Consider the following 24,757-nt stretch of genomic DNA (forward strand, 5'->3'; position numbering starts at 1 on the left):
CATCGGGCCCTCTTCCCTGCGTGATGGCTCGACGCTGCTTGCTGCGTCTCATACAGCTTCACTGAACCTATTAGACAAAGGGACAAGAGGTTTTCGCCTGCCAATGGTTGCGCCGCGCTCTGCGAACAAAGTATACCGTTAACAACGATAATCGCTTTGTACGGAGAGAAGTCGCATGGACGTGCGCGCCGCAGTTGCCCTTCAGGCAGGAAAACCACTTTCGATCGAGACAGTGCAGCTCGATGGCCCGAGGCAGGGCGAAGTCCTTGTCGAGATGAAGGCCACGGGCCTCTGTCACACTGACGCCTTTACGCTGTCGGGCGCCGACCCTGAGGGTATCTTCCCCGCCATCCTTGGCCATGAAGGCGCTGGCGTCGTGGTTGACGTCGGACCAGGGGTCAGTTCTTTGAAAAAAGGCGACCACGTCATCCCTCTCTACACACCGGAATGCCGCGAGTGTGAGTACTGCCTGAACCCGAAGACCAACCTCTGTCAGGCCATCCGCGAAACCCAGGGCAAGGGCCTGATGCCTGACGGGACCAGCCGCTTCTCGCTGAACGGTGATCCACTGTTCCATTACATGGGTTGCTCCACTTTTGCGAACTATTCGGTTCTGCCCGAAATCGCACTTGCGAAGATCCGTGAAGACGCCCCCTTCGACAAGGTCTGCTATATCGGTTGCGGTGTCACGACGGGCGTGGGCGCAGTCGTGAACACGGCAAAGGTCGAGCCTGGCTCAAACGTGGTCGTTTTCGGCTTAGGCGGTATCGGCCTCAATGTTTTGCAGGGCGCGCGCATGGTCGGTGCCGACAAGATCATCGGCGTCGATCTCAACAACGACCGCAAGGCGATCGGCGAGAAGTTCGGTATGACCCACTTCGTCAATCCGAACGAGGTCGAGGGCGATCTGGTGCCCTATCTGGTTGATCTGACGGGAGGCGGCGCGGACTACAGCTTCGAATGCATCGGCAACGTCAACGTCATGCGTCAGGCGCTGGAGTGCTGTCACAAAGGCTGGGGCGAGTCCGTCATCATCGGCGTCGCGGGTGCCGGACAGGAAATCGCCACCCGGCCCTTCCAGCTGGTCACCGGCCGGTCCTGGCGGGGCACGGCATTCGGCGGCGCCCGGGGACGAACCGACGTGCCGCGGATTGTCGACTGGTACATGGACGGCAAGATCAACATCGACGATCTCATCACCCACACCATGCCCCTGGAAGACATCAACAAGGGCTTTGATCTGATGCATGGGGGCGAGTCCATCCGCGGTGTCGTGGTCTATTAACCCGCCCCAAAGGTCAGTCAGCAGCGATCACAGTCGGAAATAGGAAGCGTCATGACCGATATCACGGTCCGGAGCGAACAGGTCTGCTTCGGCGGCACCCAGGGATTCTACAGCCACGAGTCCGAGGCCTGCGGCGGCTCCATGAATTTTGCGCTCTATCAGCCGCCCCAAGTGCGCAATAGTGGAAAGCTGCCGCTGGTGACCTTTCTTTCGGGTCTAACCTGCACGGACGAGAATTTTACCACCAAGGCCGGAGCTCAGCGGGTTGCAGCCGAACTCGGTGTGATGGTTCTGGCGCCAGATACCTCACCCAGGGGTGCGGGCTATCCCGGCGAAGACGACAGCTACGACTTCGGCACCGGCGCCGGTTTCTACCTGGATGCCACGGAATCCCCCTGGTCGGACCGCTACCGCATGTACAGCTATATCACCCGGGAGCTCCCTGCGCTGATCGCTGAACGCTTCCCGGCCGATATGTCGCGTCAGGGCATTATGGGGCATTCGATGGGCGGTCATGGCGCCCTCACCATCCACCTGAAAAATCCGGATACCTATCGTTCGGTCTCCGCCTTCTCTCCGATTTGTGCGCCGATGCAGTGCCCCTGGGGCGAGAAGGCCTTTACAGGCTATCTTGGCGGTGACCGGGAGACCTGGCGTCCCTACGACGCCACCGAACTGGTCAAAAGCAAGGCCTCAGGCGCGGGAATCCTGATCGATCAGGGGGCCGAGGATGATTTCCTGAAGGAACAACTTCTGCCGGAGGTCTTCGTCGAGGCCTGTAAACAAGCGGGTCAGGCCGTGGAGCTGCGCATGCAGCCCGGCTATGACCACAGTTATTACTTCATCCAAACTTTCATGGAAGACCATTTGCGTCACCATGCGGCGACGCTCCTGGCCTGACGGGAACGTAAGGATCCACCCGGGCTTCAGGCCTGATCCCGCTCCTTCTGGTACTTCGCGTTTTTGAGAATGTCCGCGTCTCCGGCGATCTGGCCACCTTCCTCTATGGTCAGTTTGGCGTAACGGATCTTGCCGGACACCCGGCCGGTCGGCTTGATCGTCAGATGTTCCAGCACGTTCAGGTTGCCTTCGAACTTGCCGGCAACAATGGCGGTCTCGATCTCGGCATTTCCCACAAACGCGCCGTCTTTGCGGATCTTCAGGGTTTTTGCCTTGAGGCCCGAGGACTCGATCTTACCATCGACATGAAGAACTTCGCAGGCACTCACCTCGGCTTTCAGCTGAATACCGGCGCCCACAACCAGGGTTCCGGCAAGAGCTTCGGGTGAGCGTTCCTGTGCCGCTGAAACGACGCTGGGAGCGCGGGCGCCCGGAATACCGGCGAGACGAGCGGGTAAATGAGGAGTGCTCTGATGTGACATTGTTACCTCTGAGAAACCGAATCGGGTGGCACTGGAATCGTGTAACCGCTTCGCGTGGAACTTCGCAAATCTACGCAGGCGACTGGGGCATGACTTGGGACAAAAATCGGGCAAAAAGATGTCATTTGTTGCAGTTTCGCCTCTGCCAGCAGTCTTTCTTACCCTCCGGTGGCCAACCCGCATCCTCAGCCGTCCCAACCGCGGCGCTGCGTTCCGGAGTTGAACATGACTTTCTGAACGCTTGTATTCTCGGCAGAACTCGTCATATTGCACCGCAATATAGCTCTTGATCCGATGGAGAAGGCACGTGGATCTTAAAAAAATCGCGGTCGGCGAGAACCCGCCGTGGGACGTCAACGTCGTCATTGAGGTGCCGCTCGGCGGCGAACCGGTCAAATACGAGCTCGATAAGGAATCGGGCGCGATGTTCGTGGACCGCTTCCTGCACACCTCGATGAGCTATCCCTGCAACTACGGTTTCGTGCCGCATACGCTGTCCGACGACGGCGATCCCATAGATGTACTGGTGGCCGGCACCCACGCAGTCGTTCCTGGCGCCATCGTACGGGCCCGCCCAATCGGTGTGCTGATGATGGAAGATGAAGCCGGACACGACGAAAAAATCCTCTCGGTTCCCGTCGATGCGCTTCATCCCTTCTACTCGAACGTCACGTCATACCGCTCTCTGCCCGAGATCCTGCGCGAGCAGATTGCGCATTTCTTCGAGCATTACAAAGACCTTGAGCACGGTAAGTGGGTAAAGGTGACGGGCTGGGGCGAAGCTGAAGAGGCAAGCCGCATGATCGAAAGCGCGATGAAACGGGCCAAAGAACAAGAGGGCTGAGATGAGAAGCCAGGAACAGACCGGTAAGACCATTTGATGAAAAACCCGGAGAGTGAACAACTCTCCGGGTTAAGTTTATTCCAGGCCATTGCCGCATCGGGATAATCCCTTACCGCATTAGTATGTACCCTTGCGGACTTTATCGTTACATTGACGGGAATGGACGCAAACACAAATACAAAAAGACAGCTGTGTCAGGTAGTTAACACATGAAGCTGTTGTATGAAGGCAAGAGGCCGGATTGGGTGAAAACCTCTCGGTCGCTCACTTGAGGCAGACCTCTATGCCCTTCCTTCGCCGCACACTTCCTACCATTGGTCTTTCCATCCTCTCGGCCATTCTTGTGCTGAGCCTTCCGGCTGGGCCAGCATTTTCGCAAAGTGCCGGGGAACGCGCCTACGAAGGCTATCAAGGCCCGGAGGCAGATTCGCCCTCCCGTAACAGTGGCGGCGGCAACGGAGGGAGCCCCCCTCAAGATGACGAGAGCACCTCCAGCGAAATCGCTTATGCGCTGGAGTTCGAGGGCACCGAGGACAGTGCGATCATTTCTCTACTGCGCGGCTCCTCGCAGTTGGAACGCCTTCAAGGCAAACCGCCGGCCAGTTTGCCGGCCCTGGAACGCCGGATCGAAAAGGATATCCAAGCCTTCGACAAGGCCCTGCGATCCGAGGGCTATTATGCCAACAAGGTGAGCTACCGCATTATCGAGGAGGATGCTGAGCAGCGCGTCGTCATCATGGTGACGACAGGCCCGCTCTTTCGCCTGGAGAGTTATAAAGTCGAATTCCAGACGCCGGCAAATACGCCCCTGCCAGCTACGATCGATCCGAGCGAACTCGGAATCGAGCCGGGCATCGCCGCGAGAGCCGAGGAGATTGTCGCCGCGCAGCGCCAGGCCATCCGCCTGCTTGGCACGCGGGGCTTTCCACGGGCCGAAGTCACCAAACAGCAAGCCGTGGTCGATCATGCGACCATGACCATGTCAGTTGTCCTGATGATCGACACCGGACCGGCAACGCGTTTCGGGGCCTTGGGCTTTTCAGGTCTCGAAGACGTGGAGGAAGACTATCTGCGCCGCATCGCGCGCTGGCCGCTGGGGCAGGTCTTCGACAGGACACAGCTGACGTCTTTACGTCGGGAACTTTCCGGCACCGGCTTGTTCGAGTCGGTCAAGGTCAGTGAATCCGAGACCGTCGGTGCCGATGGTCAATTGCCGGTGAGCGCTGAAGTGAAGGAGCGTGAGCGCCGTTCGATTGGCGCGGGTGTTAACTACTCATCCAGTGAAGGTGCTGGAACCCAGTTCTACTGGGAACACCGCAATCTCTTCGGCCGTGCGGAACGCCTTCGGGGAGATCTGGTCGTCGCCGAGCTCAGGCAGGAACTCTCCGGCAGCTTTGTCAAACCGGATATCTGGCAGCTCGACCAGGACCTCCGTGTGAGCGCCGGCATCAAGTCCGAAGACACCGAGGCTTTCGAGGAACAGACGATCGAGAGTTTCGTGGGGCTCGAGCGCAAATGGCGGGACAACTGGACTCTCGGCGCCGGCACGTCTTTCGAGTATTCCATCATCGACGATCAGGAGGGGGAAGAGACCTTCGCACTGATCGGCCTGCCTCTCACGGCGCGCTATGACAACAGCGACAGCCTCCTGGATCCCACACGCGGGTTCCGGGTCGGGACTTCGCTCACCCCTTATGCAGGCGTCCTGACGGAATCGACAAATTTCATTCGCGGGGAAGTCAACGCCTCGACCTACTATTCGGTCTTGGAGGAAGACCGGCTGGTCCTGGCCGCGCGCGGCACCGTGGGCTCGATCGCCGGGGAACAGACTGACGACATTCCGGCCACCAAACGCTTTTATTCCGGCGGCGGTGGTTCGGTACGTGGTTATGAGTTCCGCACGCTTGGCCCCCTTGACGAGGACGACGATCCGCTCGGCGGCCGCTCCGTTGTGGAACTGGGGTTCGAGTTGCGCGTTAAAGTCACCGAGGACATCGGGGTCGTTCCCTTCGTCGAGGGCGGAAATGTGTTCGACGACGAGATACCCGACCTCTCGGAAGAGCTTCAGTGGGCAGCCGGCCTCGGGTTCCGTTACTATACAGCGGTCGGCCCCTTAAGGCTCGACGTCGCCGTTCCGGTCAACCCCCGCAGTGACGATATAGATGACGCCTTCCAGTTCTACATCAGCCTCGGACAAGCCTTCTAGGATGTCCCGTAAGCGCTTGCTCATCACATCGTTGCTTGCCCTGCCTCTCCTCGTTCTGGCGGCTGTTGGCGCACTGCTTTTCCTTGGAACCCAGACCGACCTAGGCCGGGATATGCTGCGTCAACAGGCGGAAGCCTTAATCAGTGAAGAAGATGGCCTGAAGCTGTCGCTGGGCAAAATCGACGGCAGTCTTCTCTCCGACTTCAAGGTTGCGCGCATCGCCCTGGCCGACAAAGACGGCGAATGGCTGATCGCCGAGGACCTGACGGTTGGCTGGTCGCCCTGGGAGCTCCTGAACAAGCGCCTTAGTATCGCTGAAGTCAAACTCGGAAGTCTCGAAATTCTGCGGGAGCCTCACCTGCCCCCTTCGCCAGCCTCATCGGATGACGGCAGCGGGGATACCATCCCCTCCCTGCCCGTCGATGTTGCGCTCCAGACGCTGCAGATTGACCGCATCCGGCTTCACGAGGCTCTTGCAGGTCAAGAGGCGGTGTTCCGGCTCGGACTGAGCTTGAATGCCCCAAGTGAAGACCGGATCCGCAGCGAAATCGACCTACGGCAACTCGAAGGCGGCGAAGCCATGCTTGCCGGACTGGTCGAGTTTCATCCCGTAAAGGACACTCTGGGTGTCGATATCACGCTGAGCGAACCGGAAAACGGCCTCCTTGCCCGGACTCTTGAATTGCCGGGCCTCCCGGCGGTCGAGCTCACGATCCTGGGCGACGGCGCGATTACCTCCTGGCAGGGTCAGCTGCTCGCAAAGGCTGGAGACCTGCTCGAGAGTGAACTGATCGTCTCGACAGCGCTCGATGGAAGCCCGGAGGCGCGGGAAATCACGATCGGCCTTCAAGGCAGTAGCGGCTTTGCTGCGCTTTTGCCCCCGGAGTTTGCCCCTCTCGTGGCGCCGCGTCTGAACATCGAGTCCGAACTGACCTGGTCGGAGAGTAACCGGACGCTCCAAGTCGCCTCCACGAGCCTGCAATCGCCTGCACTACGCGTGCGCCTCGAGGGTAGCTATGCGCTGGCGGAGGAAGCAATTGCAGCTAAGATCAGCCTGACGCCTCTGAACAATGAAGTTTTGGAGCCCCTGATCACGCCCGCCGAGTTTCAGACCGGACAGCTCGACATCACGGCGACAGGTGACCTGCAATCGATAAAGGCCGATATCGAGTTCCTGTTCGAAGGTCCGGAACTCAACGAGCTTTCGGCCCAACGCCTGGATGGTCGTTTCCAAACGATGCTGTCTCCCCTCCGTCCAGAGAAGCTGCCTCTCGAGGGTACGGCACGTCTCACGTCTCTCTCCGGCCTCCCGCCCGAAGCAAACGCTCTGCTCGGCGAGCAGGTCGACCTTGATTACCGGTTGCAGTTTGACGCCGTGGATAACCGGGTCGACCTCGCCGAAGTGAATGCCAGCGGCACGGGCTTTTCTTTGTCCGGCATGGGAGAGTTCGGCCTCGAGACACAGGCTGCGGATGCCGATATCTCGCTCCTTCTGACAGACCTCTCACTTCTCGCCCCGGCCGTGGGACAGGCGATCGCGGGTCAGCTCAAAATCGATGCAAAGCTGAATGGCGAAGACATCACGCAACAGGCCGCGATCGAAATTCGTGCGGTCTCCGAGCAACTGAATCCGGGCGACCCGCAGTTGAAGGCACTGCTGGGCGAAAGCATCGAGATGGAGGCGACGCTCGATACAACGCCCGAAACTCTGGCGCTCAGATCCCTTGATCTCACGACCGCCTCTGCGAGACTCGCGGCGACGGCAGAAGTCCCCCTGACCTTCGAGCGCGTCGCGGCTGACTTCCAGGTCAATGCGGATGATTTATCAAGCCTGGAGGCGCTTATCGGGACTGCCCTTTCAGGAAGCGCCAAAGTCTCCGGAAAGCTGAACGGCCCGCTAGACGACCCGGCTCTTACAGGTACGGCGAACCTCGAGCGCCTCAATGTCGACAGCATCGAGATCGGTAAGCTGAGTAACGAATACGAGATTCAGGACCTGGTGTCAGGTCCGAAGGGCGCGCTTCGATCCCGTCTGGAGCACCCGAAAACCGTCGCAGATCTCACAACCGACTTTGCCCTCACATCGCCTGATCGTTTGGACCTGAGCGGTCTATCGCTCTCGATCGCGGATGCAGCAGTCGTGAGCGGCAAGCTGACGGTTCCCCTGGACGGCATGCCGATCACCGGGGCGCTCAAGGGCGAGGTGTCTGACCTTTCTGCGCTCTCCGGACTTGCGGATCAGACAGCCGATGGGTCTCTCAACTTCACTGCCAATCTCTCAGGTGAAGAAAACCGGCAGAATGCGCAGGTGACTCTCGACGCTTCCGATCTGCAGGCAGACGCGCGGGATCCTGACAGTCTCACAGTCGCGGCATTGAAGGCGACGCTGAGCGGGCGGGACCTGCTTCGGACGGCAAGCTTCGACGTACAGGCCGAGGCGGCGGATTTGACCGCGGGAGACTTTATCCTGGACGCCTTGGAAGTCGACGCCCAAGGAACTCAGGAAACAGCCGACTTTACCTTTGGCCTTCGCAAGGCGGCCGAGCCCGCATTGGACTTCACCGGCGGCGGACGCTTGGAGCTCGCTGCTGACGCGACATTACTGACGCTCGCCGCTCTGGAGGGAAACTACGAAGACAGAGTGCTTCAACTGCTGCAGCCTCTTCGCGTGCGGCAGTCCGGATCAGACACGCGTGTCGAAGAGTTCAAGCTGCGCCTGGATGATGCAGAGTTAACGGGATCGGCTGACATGAACACGACCGCGGCGGACGCTCAGCTCAGGATCAAAGAGCTTCCGCTCGATCTTCTTGCGCTCTTGGACCCGCAACTGGCTTCAGGCGGAGTGCTTGACGGTGAGGCGAAGTTTTCCTTCGCCGCTGGAAAAGCAGCAGGCCAATTCCAATTCGAAGCCACAGGCGCGAAGCCGAAGGACGAGAGTTTCTCAAACCTGCCTGCACTGAACGGTTTGCTCACGGGCGAGCTCGTAGGCGACCGCCTGGCGTTCAACGCAGAAATTGCGGGTCTGGAAGACACGTCTTTCGAAGCCCGCGCCTCCTTACCGCTCAGAGTGACTCTCGACCCGCTCACTGCCGCCATTCCGGACAGCGAACCGCTGGAGGCGGACGCCAAACTATCTGGCGATCTGGCCAAACTCTGGCCTCTCCTGGAGCTTGATGAACATCTGCTGGCCGGCCAACTGGCCGCCGACGCTCAGGCACGGGGCAATCTTGCCAACCCGAAGCTCCAGGGAACGGCGACGCTTTCCGATGGCCGCTACGAGAGCCTGGAACTCGGAACACTATTGACGGACATGACGTTATCAGCGGAACTGGACGCGGTCGATCAAACGGCTTTCACCTTCGCAGCTCGTGACGGCGATGACGGAAGCCTCACGGCAGAGGGCTTGATCAGTCTGCCAGGCGGAAGCGGAGAACCGGTCATCGATATCTCGGCTAATCTGACTCGTGCCCGCCTACTCCGCCGGGATGACATCCTTGCTCAAGCCAGTGGCGACATTCAGGTGGAGGGACCGCTCAGTGCCATCGCCGTGACAGGCGACGTTGCGACAGATTTGGTAGAGATCAATATCGGCGGCGACCTGCCCGCCTCTATCGTCGAGCTTCCGGTTGAAGAAAGAAACGTCCCTGGCCAGGAAGCAGCCGAGCTTAACGGGAATCACGAGCAGGAAACTGCGCCCTCCACAACCAGATTAAATCTGGCGCTTTCTCTGCCGCGGCGGGTTTTTATTCGCGGCCGCGGTCTTGATTCGGAATGGTCGGGACAATTCAAAATCACCGGAACGGCCGACAACCCTCAGATCGAAGGCGCGCTCAGCCCCGTGCGCGGCAACTTCACGTTCGCCGGCAAGAGTTTCGCGTTGCAGAATGGCAAGGTCACGATTGCAGGCGACGATGAGATCGATCCGGAACTTGATCTTTCTGCCGTCTACGAGGCAAACGGCTTCAAGGCCATTGTGGCCATTACCGGAACCGCATCCAGCCCGGAAATCACTTTGAGCTCGGAACCCGAGTTGCCTCAAGACGAGATCCTCGCGCAGGTCCTCTTCGGAAAGTCCACCGGGCAGCTGTCGCCGGTTGAAGCACTCCAACTGGCTGAGGCCGTGGCTTCGGTCTCCGGGCAGCTCGGGTCTGGTGAAGGCATTCTCGGTCTCGTCCGCAAGACAATCGGTGTCGACGTGCTCACGGCGGGCACCAATGAGACAAGCGGCGAAGTGGAAGTCCGCGCCGGCAAATATGTCACCGACGATGTTTTCGTCGGCGTAAGCCAGGGCACGGACCCGACCAGCACCAAGGTTACGGTGGAGGTCGAGGTCACCCCGAACATTTCCGTTGAGAGCGACGTAGGACAGGACGCCAGCGGCCGGGTCGGCGTATTCTGGAAATTCGATTACTGAGGCAACGGTCCGAAGCGTCACTTTGCCTTGGGCAGCACACCACTGCTCAATTCCGGGAACACTTTGGAAACCTTGCCGAGCAGATAGTCTCCATAAGTGCCCTCAAACGCCTGGAGGTCCGCGCCGTCCCAACGGACAGTGCTGCTTTCGCCAACGTCACTCTGTGCCGCCTGCTTGGGCAGCGCGCGCATTTCAGCGGTGAAGTCCGGATCGAAGAAGAGCGGGAACGAGAGACGGCCCTGGCCACTGACGTTGCGCACTCGGTGCGGTGTCGAGCGGAACCAGCCGCCTGTCAAACGATCCAGCATATCACCGATGTTGCAGACCAGGGTTCCAGGAACCGGCGGCGCATCGATCCAGCCGGACGGTGTCTTGACCTGCAACCCGCCATGACGGTCCTGCGCCAGGAGAGTCAGCAGTCCGTAATCGGTATGCTCGCCCACGCCCCACGCAGATGCAGGTGTCGCCTTATCCGGAACCGGATAATGAAAGATCCGGAACAGGACAGTGGGATCCGCCGTATAGTGGGACCTGAAGTAACCGGCCTCCAGATTGAGGCTCAGCGCTATGCCCTCCAGCAAGGCCGCGGCGGCACGCGTCGTCTCTGTCATGTAACCGGTCACGAGTTCCTGCAGTTCAGGCACCTCGGCAGGCCAGAGATTTGCGCCATGCAAAGGCCAACCCGCTTGGACCCTGGGATGCGTCGCGGCGAGCTCGGAACCGAAATAGAGACCCTCCTTGATATCCGGTTCGCCGGACGTAAGTTCGCCTCCCACGGCGAAGAACCCGCGCCAGGCATGGCCGCCCTTGGCCATTGCGATGGCCATCTTTCGCTCCAAGGGCAGCGCAAAGAACGCATGGCTGACTCTCTCGAGATTCTCCAGAAGCTGCGGAGAGATCCCATGCCCGGCGATATAGAAAAAGCCACTCTCCCGGCAGGCCAGTTGAATCCTGGCGGCGACCTCGGCCCGCCCATCACTGCGTTCCGTAAAGAGCGGCGCCATATCGATGACGGGCAGTGTCACGTTCTCAAGTTGCCCGGCCAACTCATTCATTTCAGGCCTCACCTTCTCTCAACAACGCGTGCTTGACCAGCGGCAGCCGGTCGTTTCCCCAAAACATCTCTTTACCCACCACAAAGCTCGGCACACCAAAGACCCCGTCGGTCATCGCACGCCTCAGGACGCTTTCATGTTTGGCTGCGGTTTCTTCCCCATCGATCTCGTCCAGGAACATCTGCACATCCATACCGAGCTCGCGGGCCAGCGTTCCCAGCAAATCACGCGTGATAACGTGGCTTTTAACGAAGATCGCCTGAAAGATCAGAACAGACATTTCCTTCAAGCAACCCTGCCCTTCGGCCACCCAACACGCGCGTGCCAGGTCCGCAGGATCGATCCGAAAAGCATGCGGCTCGTGGTAGGGCACACCATAGTATCGCGCCCAGGATTCAGCATCTCTCTGCCGAAAATTCCAGTCGTACTGCCCCGAGATGGGTGGCCCTGAAAAGGGCGACAACCCTTGATTTGCACGCCGGATCAATTCGCCCGATTGTAAGGGCAACCACTCAAAGCAGCAGGATGTCTCGCGCTCAATCCTCTCGAGCTGACTCGCGGCGAGATAGGAATAGCGGCTTCCAAGGCCATAGTAAAAAGGCACTTCAAAGGACATCAGCATCGGCTCCAATGCATCTAAAAATCCACCGGCACCCGTCCGGCTAGAAACCCACCCCTTACAAGATCACCCGTGACGCGCCCAACGCATCAACTCTACTCGCGCTCCTGATAAAAGTGCAGGCTTGCAACAGGCTGTCGTAAATTTAACACCTTCATTTTTTTGCATTTTTCCCGCCAAACTTGTTACACTTTCTGGACAGTTCATCGGCATCAAACAGCGCGTATCCTTTGTAACACTCATGGCCGGGGAGGTCATATGGTTGAAAGCAGCAGCGACAACCAGAAGAACAAGGCCAGTCCGCGTTACATCACCAGCCGGGCCCTTCTCGCCAACTGCCACCCAAAAATTGCCGAGATTTTTCATTATTGGAACCGGAAACGCGGCGATCGCCGCATGCCGAGCCGCAGCGAAATAGCGCCGGAAGATTTTGTATCGCACCTGCCGGGGATTCTTCTCGTTGACGTCGAGGGCCTTGATCGCAACGGCGTCGGGATCTTCAGGTACCGGGTGGTCGGTACGGAAGAAGTCGCCTTGCGTGGCTACGATCCGACCGGAAGAGACGTGCGGGAAGGTTTTTTCGGCCCGAGCCTCGAAGATGTCATTGAGTGTTACGACTACGTCCGGCGCGAGGGTATTTTTATATATGACCCTCTCGAATACGAAACACCGGACGGTCGTTGGCGTGATGAATCGACAATCTTTCTACCTTTGTCCGAAGACGGCGACACCGTCAGCCAAATCATGGTCTACTCCATCAAACGGGACTCCAAGTTCACTTTTTGACGAGGGCCGTTCTCACCCGAGCCGCAACGCCGCCTGACCTTCAACAATTGCCCGACCTCCGTGGGGCGGCCGCACGGGGATACTTCAGATACGGATGACATTCACGGAACAAGTCGCGTGGCGCACAATGCGCGCCGTATTCGGACCCAGCAGGAAGTCACCGAGGCCGGGACGATGCGCGCCCATTACGATTTGATCCGCTTTGATTTCTTCAGCCACATCCAAGACCTGCTCGTAAACCGAGCCATGACGGACGATCGTTTTAACCGTCATCCCCGCCGGTGTGTGCTCTGAAACAATCTGATTGAGCTTTTCGAGGCACTCCGAAACAACCTTGGACATATCGAACTCAGCGGAACCGCCGGTCTCCCCCCTGATCGCGTACCGCCAGTCCAGACCGCTCACGATGTCCGGCACCACGGTCATGACGTAGAGGTCTGCTTCCAGGGCCTTGGTTTGTGCCACCGCCGCCTCGAAGACCTTCTTCGTCGTCTCAATGTCCGTGATGTCGATCGGTGCGAGTACAATTGCTGTCATGGCAGTGTCTCCTTCACGTGACAGTAGTGCGGCACATAACAGTAGTGCGGCACGTAACAGTAGTACGCCACTTAACGGTAGTCCGGTCGAATATAAAGCCAGGTCAACCAGACGAACATAGCCACCACAATAAGGCTGAGAACAGACACGTCGGCGGCTGGATTGATTGACGCGGGCGGCTCCGGCAAGACCGGCGCAAGTGCAACTGCCTGCTTCAATGTCGGATCGATCAGCGTCGCTCCCGGCAGTGTATCATTGAGCGCGATCACCGCGGCACTTGAGATCGGCGACAAACCGGTCGCGATCGCACTGGGCCCCTGATCGCCGACAATCGACTGCGTGTCAGGTGCCGGGCCGGCCAGCACCAGTTGCTGTCCAAGTGTTTCCACAGGATTAAACTGTCCCCGGTACACGCGTCTGGAAATCCGATTCTGCCGGATGAAGGGGAAGCGCACAAGATTGGCGCCGTCGCTCCAGCCGTCGATCGGCAGAAGCCGAAAACTGGTATCGGCGAAACTGGCGAGCAAGGCGCTGTCGCCCTCAGGCGCCGAGACAAGCGCGGCGTCAGCGCCACCACTCGTCAGGTTTGCCAGCAAGGCGGACGTGGTATCGGCCTCGCCTGGGACCAGTTCCGCAGTGAGGGACAGCCCCGCCTTCAGGACCGTCGCAAGACGGTGAGATGCCGAACCCTCGGGACCAGTCGCAATCCGCGTGATATCCGAGAGGGCTTCCGGTCCGCCCTGCGCGGTCACCAGATGGATGAGGTTCTGTCCGATTGCCGCGACCGCCTCGTAACTTTCGTCCCGCTCCGGTGCCGGTTTGGAGACGTCAAAGAAAGCGTCCGACGCCACAAGAGCCAGACGCGCCTCTCCACGGGCCACCGACTCCAGCGGCGCGTGGCTGGGCAGGATCTGAACATCCCGTCCCTGGAATGCGTTCCTGGCGGTTCGGAGGGCTGTGTTGGCAGCGGCGCTTTCACTGATAAAAGGCGACGCAGCGATGAAAAGGGGATCGTCTGCTTCGACCGCACCGCTGTCGATCAGGCCGAGGCGCGCCAGGGCATCCCGTGCCACCGCGCGCGGCGCCCGGCTCTCGATATCGACCTTCCGGTTTAGGTCACGCATAAGTTGGATGTCGATCTTACCGGCCAAGGCATCGAGAGCGCCGCCCAGGCCGTTGTGCGCGGCAAGCGATGAGGCACTCGCGAGCACAGCCGCCTCGTAGACTGGAAAGAACGCCAGATCATCCTCCAGCAGGACCAGTCCATAGTCGGCAATCTGTCCGTCACTGGTATAGACCTCGATCAGATCGACCTGTCCATCAAGCAGTTTGTCGTAAAGCTGCGCGCGCTCGCCAAGCGGGACAACATCTGTCTCTGAGAACTCGTAGCTGTAACGCTGCGACATTGGCTGAAACCCGTCGAGCGGGCGTTTCAGGAAATCGTCTTCGATCCCTATAGTGAGCGCCCGCGCCTGCCCGACCAGCTGGCTCATCGTGGTCAAGCCGAGCTCAGCCGCTCGATCCGGTCTCATGGCCAGGCCGTAGTTGTTGGCGAAGCCTATCCGCGGACGCCACGAGAGTCCGAGCGGCTCGTAGAGTTCCTTCACACGGGCCATCGCAGCATCGCCGTCGGCAGTTGGGTTCTGTCCCAGCATGACGAGCCCGGTGCCGTTGTATTCGGGATAGGCATCGATATCGCCTTGCTTCAAAGCCGCCTGGATTGCCTGCGTGTTGGGATAGTCCACGACACCGGAAACCGGTAGCCCCTGCTCGGACGCCAGTTCGGCCAGCATGTGGGCAAGAACACGGCTTTCCCCGAAGTTCTTCGCCCCGATCTTGATCTGGCTCTCGCTGTCCTCGCAGGCAGTGAGCGTCAAGGCGAGAAATGCAATGAGTAACGATCTAAACATTTTGCTCCCTCCTCTGCTCAACTGGCGCCACTGCTGCCCACGGCCTCGCCACGGGCTTCGATCGGTTTCAGTGGTGCGCGTTCTTTTTTGATTTCCCTCATGAAGCCGACGATCTGCAGCAGCACGATCACCGTGAAGGGAATCGCGCCGGTGATCGCCATTGCTTTTGCAACAGCCACAGATTCCGAGAGGATCGTCCCAGTCGTAATCGCGGCAATCAGTGTGCCCCAGACCATCTTTTGCATGACCGGCGGATTGAGGTTTCCGTCGGTCGTCATCATGGACAGAACAAAGGTCCCCGAATCTGCGGAGGTCACCAGGAAGATAAACATCAGGGTGACGGCCAGGATGTTCAGGACATGTCCACCGGGAAAATATCCCAGAAAGGCAAAGAGCGCCTTGGTCGCATCCTCAAATATGATCTCCTGAAGACCGCCACCGGCGAACATTTCAATGTAAAACCCCGCACCGCCAAAGACCGCAAACCACAGCATGGAAAAAAGCGTCGGTACCAGGATCACGCCAACGCAGAATTCACGGATGGTACGCCCCCGGCTGATGCGGGCGACAAAGATCCCGATGAAGGGGCCCCAGGCGATCCACCAGATCAGATAGGTCAGGGTCCAGCCCGCGCTCCATCCGCCAAGATCCTCAAAGGGGAAGAGCTTAAACGACATGGTAATCATGCCGGCGAAATAGTTGCCGATGGAATCGATGAAAGTCTCGAGCAGGAAGCGCGTCGGACCGGCAAAAAGCACCAGCAACATGATGAGGATGGCAATCACCATATTGACGTTCGAAAGGATCTTGATCCCTTTGTCCACGCCGGTCGTGGCGGACAGCATGTAGCAGACGAACAGGATCCCCAGAATGATGATGGCCGTCGTCACGCTCTCATCCGTGCCAAAGGCATAGAAGGACCCGGAGCGCACGGCCAGGGTCCCCATGGCCAAAGATCCGGCCAGACCGAACACAACAGATAGCACGGCGAGCGTGTCCGCCACGTTGCCCATGGCATCACCCGTGCGTCCGTTAAACAAAGCCTTGATCGGTGTCGAGATCATCGAGGGCTGACCCCGCCGGAAGGTGAAGTAAGCGATCACCAGCGCACAGATGGCGTAGATTGCCCAGGCATGGAAGCCCCAGTGCAAATTCGTGATCACAAGCGCCTGCCGGGCCGCAGCAGCCGTGCCGCCTTCCATGCCGGGCGGACTGATGTAATGATACATCGGCTCGGCCGGCCCCCAGAGCAAAAGGCCGGAGCCCATGCCACCGGCGAAGAGCATCGCAATCCAGGACACCGTCGAGAACTCCGGCTCCTCGTCGTCTTTGCCAAGTCTGATGTGACCGTAGGGACCGAACGCCATGTAAATTGAAAGGAAGAGAAAGCTGGAACAGATGAAAAGCCAGGCCCAACTGACACCAGTCAGCGAATAATTGGTGAACCCAAGCATCGTTCCGGTCATTCCATCCGGACTGACGATCCCCCAGACTCCGATCCCTGCACAACATGCCATCGACACGGTGAACACCGTATTGATGGTCAACTTGGACGCGTTCGACGACATCTGTCTCTCCCCCGGCACAAGACTGTTTTTTTATGTGAGCGGTAGAAAGAGTAACCTTTTTTTCTTTTTTCCGCTAATGCGAGCCGCACCTCTTTTGTCGTAATTATCCCAAAGTGCAATCCTACGGGCTGTTCTGTCGACGCCCCGGTTTTACAGGTCAGCCCCAAAAACCTGCGGCGCGGAAATCAAAAATCTTCACGACAGCAGCCTTATTCCCCAAGACATCCGCTTGCCGTTGGTGCTACAGGATTTGTGGGGACGACAAGAGGTAAAACCCACCTTCAGGGATCGAGTTTAGGAATGGACTTTCATGGCACAACTGCTTGGTATCGACACCGGCGGAACCTATACAGACGCGGTCCTTTTCAGCCGTGACAGCGGTGTGCTTGCCTCTGCCAAGGCCCTGACGACCAAGCACGATCTTTCAATCTGTATCGGTGAAGCCATCGGCACCGTGCTTGATGGTCTCGCGGATCAGACCGCTATCGAGCTTGTTTCAATCTCGACCACCCTGGCAACGAACGCAGTGGTCGAGGGGCAAGGCAGTCCGGTTTGCCTGCTTTTGATCGGTCACGATGAAAAAGCCCTGGACCGGGCGGGCCTGGGCTCGGCCCTGGGTCAGGATCCGGTCGTCTTTCTGACCGGCGGTCACGATGCTTCGGGCGATGAAGCCGCGCCTCTGGATCTCGCAGCGGCACGGGAAGCTATCGAGCGCCATGCCCCCAATGTTTCGGCCTTCGCGGTCGCGGGTCTCTTCGCCGTTCGGAACCCGGCCCACGAAATTGAGGTTTGTGCATTGGTGCAGGAACTCACAGGACGGCCGGTCACAGCTGCGCACCAACTTGCCTCCAGCCTCGACGCGCCACGCCGCGCGTTGACCGCCGTTCTCAACGCCCGTCTGATTCCCCAGTTGCAGGACCTCATTCTCTCCGTCCGGAAACTGCTTGCCGAACGCCAGATCGGCGCGCCGCTCATGATCGTGAAGGGCGACGGATCCCTGATATCCGCAGAGGTCGCCCTGAAACGGCCGATTGAGACGGTTCTGTCGGGACCGGCCGCCAGCACGATCGGCGCGACCTATCTGGCCGGTCAATCCAATATGCTTGTGGTTGATATAGGCGGGACGACTTCGGATATCGCGGTTCTGCGCGACGGCCGCCCCCTGCTCAGTGAAGACGGGGCAACGATTGGCGGTCGGAAAACAATGGTGCAGGCCATCGCTGTAGAGACATTTGGATTAGGGGGAGACAGCGAGATCCGAATGGAGCGTGGCTCCGGTCTCCAATTGGGGCCAAGGCGCAACCTGCCGATTTCTCTCCTGGCGCACGAATTTCCGTCGGTGCTTGAGAGTCTCGAAGAGCAGCTCGCCGCCGAACGTCTGCCCGCCTATGCCGGCCTCTTTGCCATGCGGCAGCGCGCGCTGGACACCAGCGAGGCAGCCATGACGTCGTCGGAACGCAGTCTGTGGCGGAGCTTGCAGGACGGTCCGGTTGCAGTTGCCGAACTCCTTTCCGGAGCCGCCATGGAAAGGCCCTTCAAACGCTTGCTCGACCGGGGTCTTGCCATTGTCTCGGGCTTTACCCCCAGCGACGCGTCGCACGTTCTGAACAGGCATGAAGGCTGGTCTCAAGCGGCGGCAGAGACAGCAGCGCGACTTTTCTCCCGGCGGGCTGATCTGCTCGGCATCACTTTACCGGAAGAACCAGCGCAACTGGCAGCAACCGTCCATGAGTCCATGGTGACGGCATCGGCCAGGCTTTTGGTCATGGCCAGCCTCACCGAGAGCTTGCCTGCCGCTCTGGGCGACAAGCCGGACGAGCTTGGGCGCTACTTTCTTGATCAAGCCGTCAAGCGCCCTTGCGACTCCGGGTCACCGATACACGAGAGCCCGATCGATTTTACGCTCCGGCTGAAGCTGCCTGTTGTGGCGATCGGAGCGCCTGCGGCAAACTACTATCCTGATATTGCCGGGCGCCTCAACGCAGAGATCACAGTTCCCGGACATGCCGAAGTCTGCAATGCGATCGGCGCCGTGGTCAGCAGCGTCTCCCAGAGCGTGACGGCAACGGTGACGACACCTGGTGAAGGGCGTTATCGCGTACACCTGGTCACGACGATGCGCGAGTTTGCCTCATTGGAGCATGCCATTGCCTTCGCGGACGAGGAATCGAAACGTCTTGCCCGTGAAGCAGCCGTTAGCGCAGGCGCCCGCGATCCGGAAATTCATTCAAACCGAAACGACACACTGGTCGAGGATATCGGCGGCCGGCGTGTCTTCGTGGAAAGCAAGATTGACGCCGTGGCAATTGGACGCCCCGGATTGGGTCAGGCCGCGAAGAGTTAAACTGACTTTATTCAAAGGCTATTTTTTGATGGGGCGGCCCGTCACCAGACGTTCGATAACCCGATACTGTTCATCGGCGATATTGATAAATCTTGCGCCGAGGCTGTCGGCCTCGGGATCGAACCGGACAATCTCAATGGAAACGCTCAGAATACGGTCGCCGTCCTTTAAAACCGTAAGCGTAGCCTCACTCCCAACCTCAAAACTCCGCGCAGTGTCGTTGCCATGGGTATCGCTGCCATGGCTAGGAACGATCTCGATTTCATATCCCTCGTCGCCAACAGCCATTGGACCGGGCGTATCCAGAACTCGAGCGCCAACACCGCTGGCACTGATGTCGATAACCGAGACCGGGCCGTCATTCACCAGGCCATCGAAACTGACGCTGCGGCGCAGATCGCGGCGGCGCTCTTTTTGCGTGATGGCAACGATTTTGGACATGGCGCTTTTCCAAGCTGCTGATCAGAAGAGGTCTCTGCAACGGAATGCTGCAGCGGCCAAAGCGCGTTCTTCATTTCAGTACCGAGAACAGTCAGCACAGAAAAACGGCCGTTCTCCAATCTACTTCAGAGAAAATTTAAAAATGCTTTCGAGACAGCAGCCCTACCACTTATAGGGTCGTGCACACAGGCCTAATTCTACAGAAATTTCACCAACACGCGAGTTGTAAGTTGAAAATAGCACGATCGTTCGTTAACTTATCAACATGATTAAAGGCAAGCAGACAAAGGCGGCAATTCTCGAGGCTGCGACCGATATCGCGAGTAAGGAAGGGCTCGGCGGATTGAGTATCGGTACCCTTGCAAAGAAGCTTGGCTTGTCAAAAAGTGGTTTGTTTGCGCACTTCGGCTCGAAAGACGCCTTGCTGATGGCTGTAACGGAGGCAGCGTCACAGCGCTTTGTTGCAGTGGTCATACGTCCCGCGTTTCAGGAGCCTGCAGGGCGCCCAAGGCTCGAGAGGCTGTTCGAAAACTGGCTCAACTGGTCAGAAAGCCGGGAGTTCCCGGGTGGATGCCCGATCATGGCCGCCACGCTTGAACTGGACGACCGGCCAGGTCCACTGCGCGACTACCTGCTTTCCCAACAGCGAAAATGGTTGGGCACGATTGGGCAGGCGGCAGAGATCGCTATCGACATGGGTCATCTTGCCGACAGTTTTGATAGCGAGCAGTTTGCCTTTGAATTCAACGCCATTGGCTTCGGCTATCACTTCTCGAACAGATTTCTGCGTGAACCTCATGCGCGTCATCAAGCAAGAACGGCGTTTCAATCCCTCCTCGTAAAGAGGTCTAACGCCGGAAAGCCACAAGCCCCTGACCAATCCAACATTCCGTGTGAAAAGGAAACAGAAAGAGATGACCACCGAAATGCCTGTGGCCCCGCCCCCCAATAGTGACGCGCCCAGTGTGATTGCTGCCAGTGAGATGAAGCATTTAAGCGGCTTTGACTTCCTGACGGCGATTGCAAAGGGTGAGCTGCCGCAGCCGCCGATTGCCACCTTGATGGACTTTCGCCTCGTACAGGTCGAATCGGGAAAAGTGGTGTTCGAAGGCCAGCCGGGACCACAGCACTATAATCCGATTGGCTCTGTCCATGGCGGGTTCGCGGCGACCGTCCTGGATTCGGTCATGGCCTGCAGCGTCCACTCTACCCTTCCGGCCGGAACAGGCTACACCACGGTCGAATTGAAGGTGAATTTCGTAAGGGCAATTACGATCGAGACTGGTACCGTCCGCGCTGAGTCCCGTGTCATTCATCAGGGCTCGCGCATTGCGACAGCCGAGGGACAGCTCTACGGCGCTGATGGCAAGCTCGCGGCGCACGGCACAACCACCTGCCTGATTTTCGCCATGTAACGTCAAAGTCTCTTTGGCGTTCTTGAGCCCCAAATAGGAAGACCCCCACGGTTCGGCGTATACCGTGGGGGTCTTTGCGAGGAATAGGCCTTGGGGAAGGCCGTTGTCGGTTGCGTTAACAACCAACCTCTCGGTGAACACACAGTGCCAAGATCCGATCGAAAACGGTGTGTTAAAACTGTGGCCAGTGAAATGTGCCGTAAGCCAATTCTTCGCTTCGGGGCAGTTGATCGCTAAAGTCATGGCGAAAAAGCCCGGAAACCTCTGTTTTTTCAGCATTACTTCCAGACTGCAAAACTCTCACTGAGTGATAAACTTTTCGCCAAACACACGAGAATGGTGAAACAAACAACCACTTTCCATGACCTAAAAGGATGCGCCCATGGATACCGTGATCCCAAACCTGGACCTCATTTTCGAGTTTGCCGGTAATGCCAGTACCGAAATCGTGGTCGCGCTTGCCGGCATTCTGATTTGGATCAGAGTGGGTATGCTCGGCAGGGCCATGCGTCTGCAACAAAAAGCGAATCTCGCAAAGGCCGAACTCTTCATCGCCTCTGAACACAGCCTTCATGAACGGCTCGAGGCGGTTCTTACGGAGATCAGGGAGCAGAAAATCCGCTCATAGCGCGAATGAAGCCGCATTTTGCGCCAGCCACTCCTTCCAAGCACGGACATACAGCAGCAATCCACGCCGCGGTTAACGATCGAGAAAGCAGAGTCAGGCTACATCTCTTGTTCTAAGAGCTTGCCATAAGACTACACCCGAACGTGAGGCTTCTATCGTGTTTAAATGGTTACCGGGAATTGCGGCGAAAAATCGTAATAGCCCACGTTTGATGGCGGCCAGCTATTTCATCGCAACCTGCCTCATTACATTGGCCGTCTTGGACATCGTGACCACAAATCTTGGTTTGGCAGTTGGTGCTTATGAAGCAAACAGGATTATCCGTTGGTTCCAGAGCACTATGGGAGACTGGTGGTTCTTGCCTCGCCTCATAGGGCAACTCATTCCGGCCATGATGATCGTCTGGTACCCCCACCGCCTGGTTCTGCTGGTCATATCGCCCGTCGTTCCGATCCTAGGTTTCTATGTGTGGAACAATGCCAGAATTGTCGGCATGCTGTCTTGAAACCGAGAAACCGTACGACCACCCACGTCACAATTACGATTTCACCACTAGGTTGAAATACTCCACAATCGGAGGATAGTCCAAGAAGGGCGATGCCTTGGCGATTTGCTGGCCGAGATACCCATTCTCCTCGCTCATAATTGCATCCGCTTCATTTTCGAAGACAACAAACGCAACCGCTTTTCCATTCTTATCGATTCCAAAGTTCGTTTCGACAAAACCTCGTTGCTCTCGCAACGCCGGTAAGATTGAGTTTCTGTAGAGAGCCTCGAGTTCATCCGCATTCCCGTGGGTTAAATGCATTGTTATCAAGCGCGCGTGCATCGTTCCCTCCTCCCGCTCTGCAATTGCCGGAAGATAACATCTTTCAACACCTTGCGCGGGCATGAATTGGACAAAACCAAAATTCATCGGCCACTTTCGCCAGAACACCCGATCGACCCTCGGCACGAAAGTAACCACGCATACAAAGCCGATACTTTGACAGGTGGGAAGATCGCATTTGACTTGTCCGAGGATGCGGTCCCTAGGCTCCCCTCAGCGGGAGCCGACGGCGGAGCGGCCGCGGGTTTTTGGCTCAAGCGGGCGTAACGCACCGCCAACCGAGTGAAAGTCAACCTCGCTCCCAGGTCATTGAAGCACCGGAGGTCCCTGACGTACGTGGCACGTCAAATTTGAGCTGAATGCCATACGATAGCCGCATTCTCGTCGTGACATATCGGCAACCTTGATATAATCTTCCTGCATTAATTTTGATCCCTTTGGTTGTATTTCTTTGCGGCACTCATAGTCTGGTTACCCTCTGTTTACATTCGGAGACCGCGTAAAGTGTTGGATCTGATTTCGGTTCCTGAGGAGATCTCTAGCGAAGTTCACACTTCGCTCAGCAGCTTTTCTGACCAGATTATCGATGATCGCCACAAAGCGCTTCTCGACTACTGGACCGGCAAACGCGCGCAGCGGCTTATGCCGGACAGATCTGATGTTGATCCGATCGATATCCCGAAGCTGTTGCCGGATATTGGGCTCCTTGATGTGATTGACGGAGGGCGGCGCTTCTATTTCCGGGTGGTGGGAAGCAACATCAACCGCTCGTTCGGACACGACTACACAGGACACTATCTCGACGACGTGGCCCCCATCGGATACAGCCAGTTCATTACTCTGCTGTATAGAAAGGTCGTTCAAACGCGGTGCCCGGTCTACTCGCTGGGCAAGTGCCGCTACCGGGATTCATCGGTCCGGAGTATCCAGCGGCTTCTCCTGCCGCTGACGAAAGGTCGTGAAGATGTCGACCAGATCTTCTACTCCACCTGTCTCGGCGGCATTCAAGGGGATTTTCAGGATGCTTCCCAGACGGTAAATGACATCATTACCAACGACGGTCAGGTCCACATCCTGGGCGCTTCAGCGCGTTAAAGTCTGGTGAAATACCCAGTGGTTCCTGAAGAGAGGGCGAAAAGACCGGCTGCCCTCACTCAGACGCCTCCAAATCCCCTCAGTGCCTGCAGCGGCGTTAGCGGCTCGACAACGGCCCCACCGAATATCATATCAACAGTCTTGCCGTCGCTGGAAAGCGGCAGGGCGAGGCGTTCGAACCAGATAAATTCGCCGCTTTGCTTTCTGAATTCGCGTGAAATAACAGAAGGTTGGAGTGTCGCAGCCAATTCATCATAAGTGCTGATGACCCAGCTTTTCATGTCGCCCAGGTCGATTTCATCGACATAGCGGCCCGTCGTTTCTTCGCCATACTGTTTGTTGATTGCTGTCCCGACCAGACAGTACTTGTATCGGCGCGGGTTTTCTTCCACCTCGATCATCGCACAGTAGGGCAGTATCTTACCCGTTAATTCGACCGGCGGATCGATATCGGTACGAGAGGGAACCACACCGTCCCGGCATTTCGACTGCCAGTAGCGATAGATCTCTCTCAGTGGTTCAGTGCGAATTTGCTCAAGCATAGATCTCGTATCGCTCCCCCGGTCCGGGCCAACGGCCAAAAGCTCGAACTCGCCTATAATTACGTCAAATCTGCTACAGAAAACAACCCATTCGCTGTGCTATTCGGCACTGTTTCAAGGATTTTTTTAAACAATCCTCAGATCTCAACTCTTTAAGCAAGATTTAACAGGCAGGCCCAACTATTAAAATCATACGCAGTCAAATAAATATTTCATCAATGCAATGAAACCCAAGGCTTTGTTCAAGGAATTCAGGCATCAGTCGCCGTTTTATGCCCAAACGCGTCAACGAGGACACAACTTTGGCACAACACCCAAATAGTTCGATTGGTAGCGTATTTCCGCAGATCACGATGGGAGTGAAAAATGATTGCTCAATCGACAAGAGCCGCAAAGTGGCCAACCCGGCGCACCGCCGCAATTCTTCTGGTGGCATCTGTGGGTGTGTGGAGCATCGTGACCTGGGCCGTCCTCGTCATTACCTAGGATGCCGCCACCTGTTACGGCGCAGCAGAATCGCCCCGCGTTTGCGTGACCATGAGATTCTACGCGCAGCTTTCCCGAGCTTTGATTTCTTCCGGCCACGTCTGTAGAGCTTGACGCTTGCCTGCGGTGCGGCAAGCGCTGCTTGCGATCTGCCATAGGCCTGACCCGCAGGGATTGAGAACCAATGGTCGCGGCGACAACCCGGCGCCCGGCAGGCGCGGTTTTCGTTTTGTCTAGAGTGTTTTTACTGCGGGAGAGAAATGGCGACCCCAACGGGATTCGAACCCGTGTTGCCGGCGTGAAAGGCCGGTGTCCTAGGCCTCTAGACGATGGGGTCGCTGTGTGAGGAGGGATTTAAAGGCTTCGCGTCT

At 57.8% G+C, this 24,757-nt stretch carries 21 protein-coding genes and 1 tRNA gene; 12 read left to right on the forward strand and 10 right to left on the reverse strand.

Annotated elements, in window-relative coordinates; genetic code table 11:
- The first annotated feature begins 175 nt into the window (after positions 1-175).
- Together FKG95_RS09375 and fghA are read left to right on the forward strand one after the other, a co-directional pair.
- Positions 176-1,285 (forward strand): S-(hydroxymethyl)glutathione dehydrogenase/class III alcohol dehydrogenase, encoded by a 1,110-nt coding sequence (locus FKG95_RS09375; RefSeq protein ID WP_142896100.1) that lies wholly within the window; start codon positions 176-178, stop codon positions 1,283-1,285.
- Between the two features lie 51 nt (positions 1,286-1,336).
- Positions 1,337-2,185: an S-formylglutathione hydrolase gene (gene fghA, locus FKG95_RS09380; protein ID WP_142896101.1), complete on the forward strand. Its 849-nt coding sequence runs from the start codon at positions 1,337-1,339 to the stop codon at positions 2,183-2,185.
- Between the two features lie 26 nt (positions 2,186-2,211).
- On the opposite strand, the gene FKG95_RS29590 is transcribed toward fghA, so the two are convergent.
- Positions 2,212-2,667 carry a bactofilin family protein gene (locus FKG95_RS29590; protein ID WP_179954013.1) on the reverse strand — a complete coding sequence of 152 codons (456 nt, stop codon included), beginning with the start codon at positions 2,665-2,667 and terminating at the stop codon, positions 2,212-2,214.
- Between the two features lie 307 nt (positions 2,668-2,974).
- Between FKG95_RS29590 and ppa the strand changes: the two genes are divergently transcribed.
- From ppa to FKG95_RS09400, 3 genes are all read left to right on the forward strand, one after another.
- Positions 2,975-3,511 (forward strand): inorganic diphosphatase, encoded by a 537-nt coding sequence (gene ppa / locus FKG95_RS09390; protein WP_142896103.1) that lies wholly within the window; start codon positions 2,975-2,977, stop codon positions 3,509-3,511.
- A 283-nt stretch (positions 3,512-3,794) separates the two neighbouring features.
- Positions 3,795-5,717, forward strand: a complete 1,923-nt coding sequence (locus FKG95_RS09395) for an autotransporter assembly complex protein TamA (RefSeq protein WP_142896104.1) — start codon at positions 3,795-3,797, stop codon at positions 5,715-5,717.
- Between the two features lies 1 nt (position 5,718).
- Entirely contained in the window at positions 5,719-10,131 is a 4,413-nt protein-coding gene (locus tag FKG95_RS09400) for a translocation/assembly module TamB domain-containing protein (protein ID WP_179954014.1), read from the forward strand.
- A gap of 17 nt (positions 10,132-10,148) precedes the next feature.
- On the opposite strand, the gene FKG95_RS09405 is transcribed toward FKG95_RS09400, so the two are convergent.
- A complete protein-coding gene (locus tag FKG95_RS09405; RefSeq protein WP_142896106.1) occupies positions 10,149-11,186 on the reverse strand; it encodes an isopenicillin N synthase family dioxygenase in 1,038 nt (345 codons plus the stop codon).
- Between the two features lies 1 nt (position 11,187).
- Positions 11,188-11,802: a 2-hydroxychromene-2-carboxylate isomerase gene (locus tag FKG95_RS09410; protein WP_179954015.1), complete on the reverse strand. Its 615-nt coding sequence runs from the start codon at positions 11,800-11,802 to the stop codon at positions 11,188-11,190.
- Between the two features lie 261 nt (positions 11,803-12,063).
- On the opposite strand from FKG95_RS09410, the gene FKG95_RS09415 reads away from it, so the two are divergent.
- Positions 12,064-12,591, forward strand: coding sequence for a PAS domain-containing protein (locus FKG95_RS09415; protein WP_142896108.1), 528 nt, complete (start codon positions 12,064-12,066; stop codon positions 12,589-12,591).
- Between the two features lie 84 nt (positions 12,592-12,675).
- On the opposite strand, the gene FKG95_RS09420 is transcribed toward FKG95_RS09415, so the two are convergent.
- The 3 genes from FKG95_RS09420 to FKG95_RS09430 all read right to left on the reverse strand — a co-directional run bounded on the left by FKG95_RS09420 (position 12,676) and on the right by FKG95_RS09430 (position 16,606).
- Positions 12,676-13,128, reverse strand: coding sequence for a universal stress protein (locus FKG95_RS09420; protein ID WP_142896109.1), 453 nt, complete (start codon positions 13,126-13,128; stop codon positions 12,676-12,678).
- 71 nt (positions 13,129-13,199) lie between these two features.
- The gene (locus FKG95_RS09425; protein WP_142896110.1) at positions 13,200-15,038 is read right to left on the reverse strand and encodes a glycine betaine ABC transporter substrate-binding protein; all 1,839 of its coding nucleotides are present in this window, start codon (positions 15,036-15,038) and stop codon (positions 13,200-13,202) included.
- A gap of 17 nt (positions 15,039-15,055) precedes the next feature.
- Positions 15,056-16,606 carry a BCCT family transporter gene (locus FKG95_RS09430; RefSeq protein WP_142896111.1) on the reverse strand — a complete coding sequence of 517 codons (1,551 nt, stop codon included), beginning with the start codon at positions 16,604-16,606 and terminating at the stop codon, positions 15,056-15,058.
- A 310-nt stretch (positions 16,607-16,916) separates the two neighbouring features.
- Between FKG95_RS09430 and FKG95_RS09435 the strand changes: the two genes are divergently transcribed.
- Entirely contained in the window at positions 16,917-18,950 is a 2,034-nt protein-coding gene (locus FKG95_RS09435) for a hydantoinase/oxoprolinase N-terminal domain-containing protein (RefSeq protein WP_142896112.1), read from the forward strand.
- An 18-nt stretch (positions 18,951-18,968) separates the two neighbouring features.
- Here FKG95_RS09435 and FKG95_RS09440 read toward each other — a convergent pair whose 3' ends face one another.
- The gene (locus tag FKG95_RS09440; protein WP_142896113.1) at positions 18,969-19,391 is read right to left on the reverse strand and encodes a PilZ domain-containing protein; all 423 of its coding nucleotides are present in this window, start codon (positions 19,389-19,391) and stop codon (positions 18,969-18,971) included.
- Between the two features lie 265 nt (positions 19,392-19,656).
- Between FKG95_RS09440 and FKG95_RS09445 the strand changes: the two genes are divergently transcribed.
- From FKG95_RS09445 to FKG95_RS09460, 4 genes are all read left to right on the forward strand, one after another.
- The gene (locus tag FKG95_RS09445; protein ID WP_142896114.1) at positions 19,657-20,343 is read left to right on the forward strand and encodes a TetR/AcrR family transcriptional regulator; all 687 of its coding nucleotides are present in this window, start codon (positions 19,657-19,659) and stop codon (positions 20,341-20,343) included.
- Positions 20,306-20,806 (forward strand): PaaI family thioesterase, encoded by a 501-nt coding sequence (locus tag FKG95_RS09450; protein ID WP_246116734.1) that lies wholly within the window; start codon positions 20,306-20,308, stop codon positions 20,804-20,806. Before FKG95_RS09445 ends, FKG95_RS09450 begins: the two co-directional genes overlap by 38 nt.
- Positions 20,807-21,188: 382 nt before the next feature.
- Positions 21,189-21,434: a hypothetical protein gene (locus FKG95_RS09455; RefSeq protein WP_142896115.1), complete on the forward strand. Its 246-nt coding sequence runs from the start codon at positions 21,189-21,191 to the stop codon at positions 21,432-21,434.
- 157 nt (positions 21,435-21,591) lie between these two features.
- Positions 21,592-21,939 carry a DUF5658 family protein gene (locus FKG95_RS09460; protein WP_142896116.1) on the forward strand — a complete coding sequence of 116 codons (348 nt, stop codon included), beginning with the start codon at positions 21,592-21,594 and terminating at the stop codon, positions 21,937-21,939.
- Positions 21,940-21,972: 33 nt separating this feature from the next.
- On the opposite strand, the gene FKG95_RS09465 is transcribed toward FKG95_RS09460, so the two are convergent.
- The gene (locus FKG95_RS09465; protein ID WP_142896117.1) at positions 21,973-22,350 is read right to left on the reverse strand and encodes a hypothetical protein; all 378 of its coding nucleotides are present in this window, start codon (positions 22,348-22,350) and stop codon (positions 21,973-21,975) included.
- Between the two features lie 417 nt (positions 22,351-22,767).
- Here FKG95_RS09465 and FKG95_RS09470 point away from each other — a divergent pair, with 417 nt between their 5' ends.
- The gene (locus FKG95_RS09470; RefSeq protein WP_142896118.1) at positions 22,768-23,358 is read left to right on the forward strand and encodes a PAS domain-containing protein; all 591 of its coding nucleotides are present in this window, start codon (positions 22,768-22,770) and stop codon (positions 23,356-23,358) included.
- A 59-nt stretch (positions 23,359-23,417) separates the two neighbouring features.
- Here FKG95_RS09470 and FKG95_RS09475 read toward each other — a convergent pair whose 3' ends face one another.
- Both FKG95_RS09475 and FKG95_RS09480 read right to left on the reverse strand, forming a co-directional pair.
- Positions 23,418-23,900 (reverse strand): PAS domain-containing protein, encoded by a 483-nt coding sequence (locus tag FKG95_RS09475; protein ID WP_142896119.1) that lies wholly within the window; start codon positions 23,898-23,900, stop codon positions 23,418-23,420.
- A 747-nt stretch (positions 23,901-24,647) separates the two neighbouring features.
- Positions 24,648-24,723, reverse strand: a tRNA-Glu gene (locus tag FKG95_RS09480).
- Between the last annotated feature and the right edge of the window lie 34 nt (positions 24,724-24,757).

Source organism: Denitrobaculum tricleocarpae (assembly GCF_007004665.1).
GTDB classification, from domain to species: Bacteria; Pseudomonadota; Alphaproteobacteria; order Kiloniellales; family Kiloniellaceae; genus Denitrobaculum; species Denitrobaculum tricleocarpae.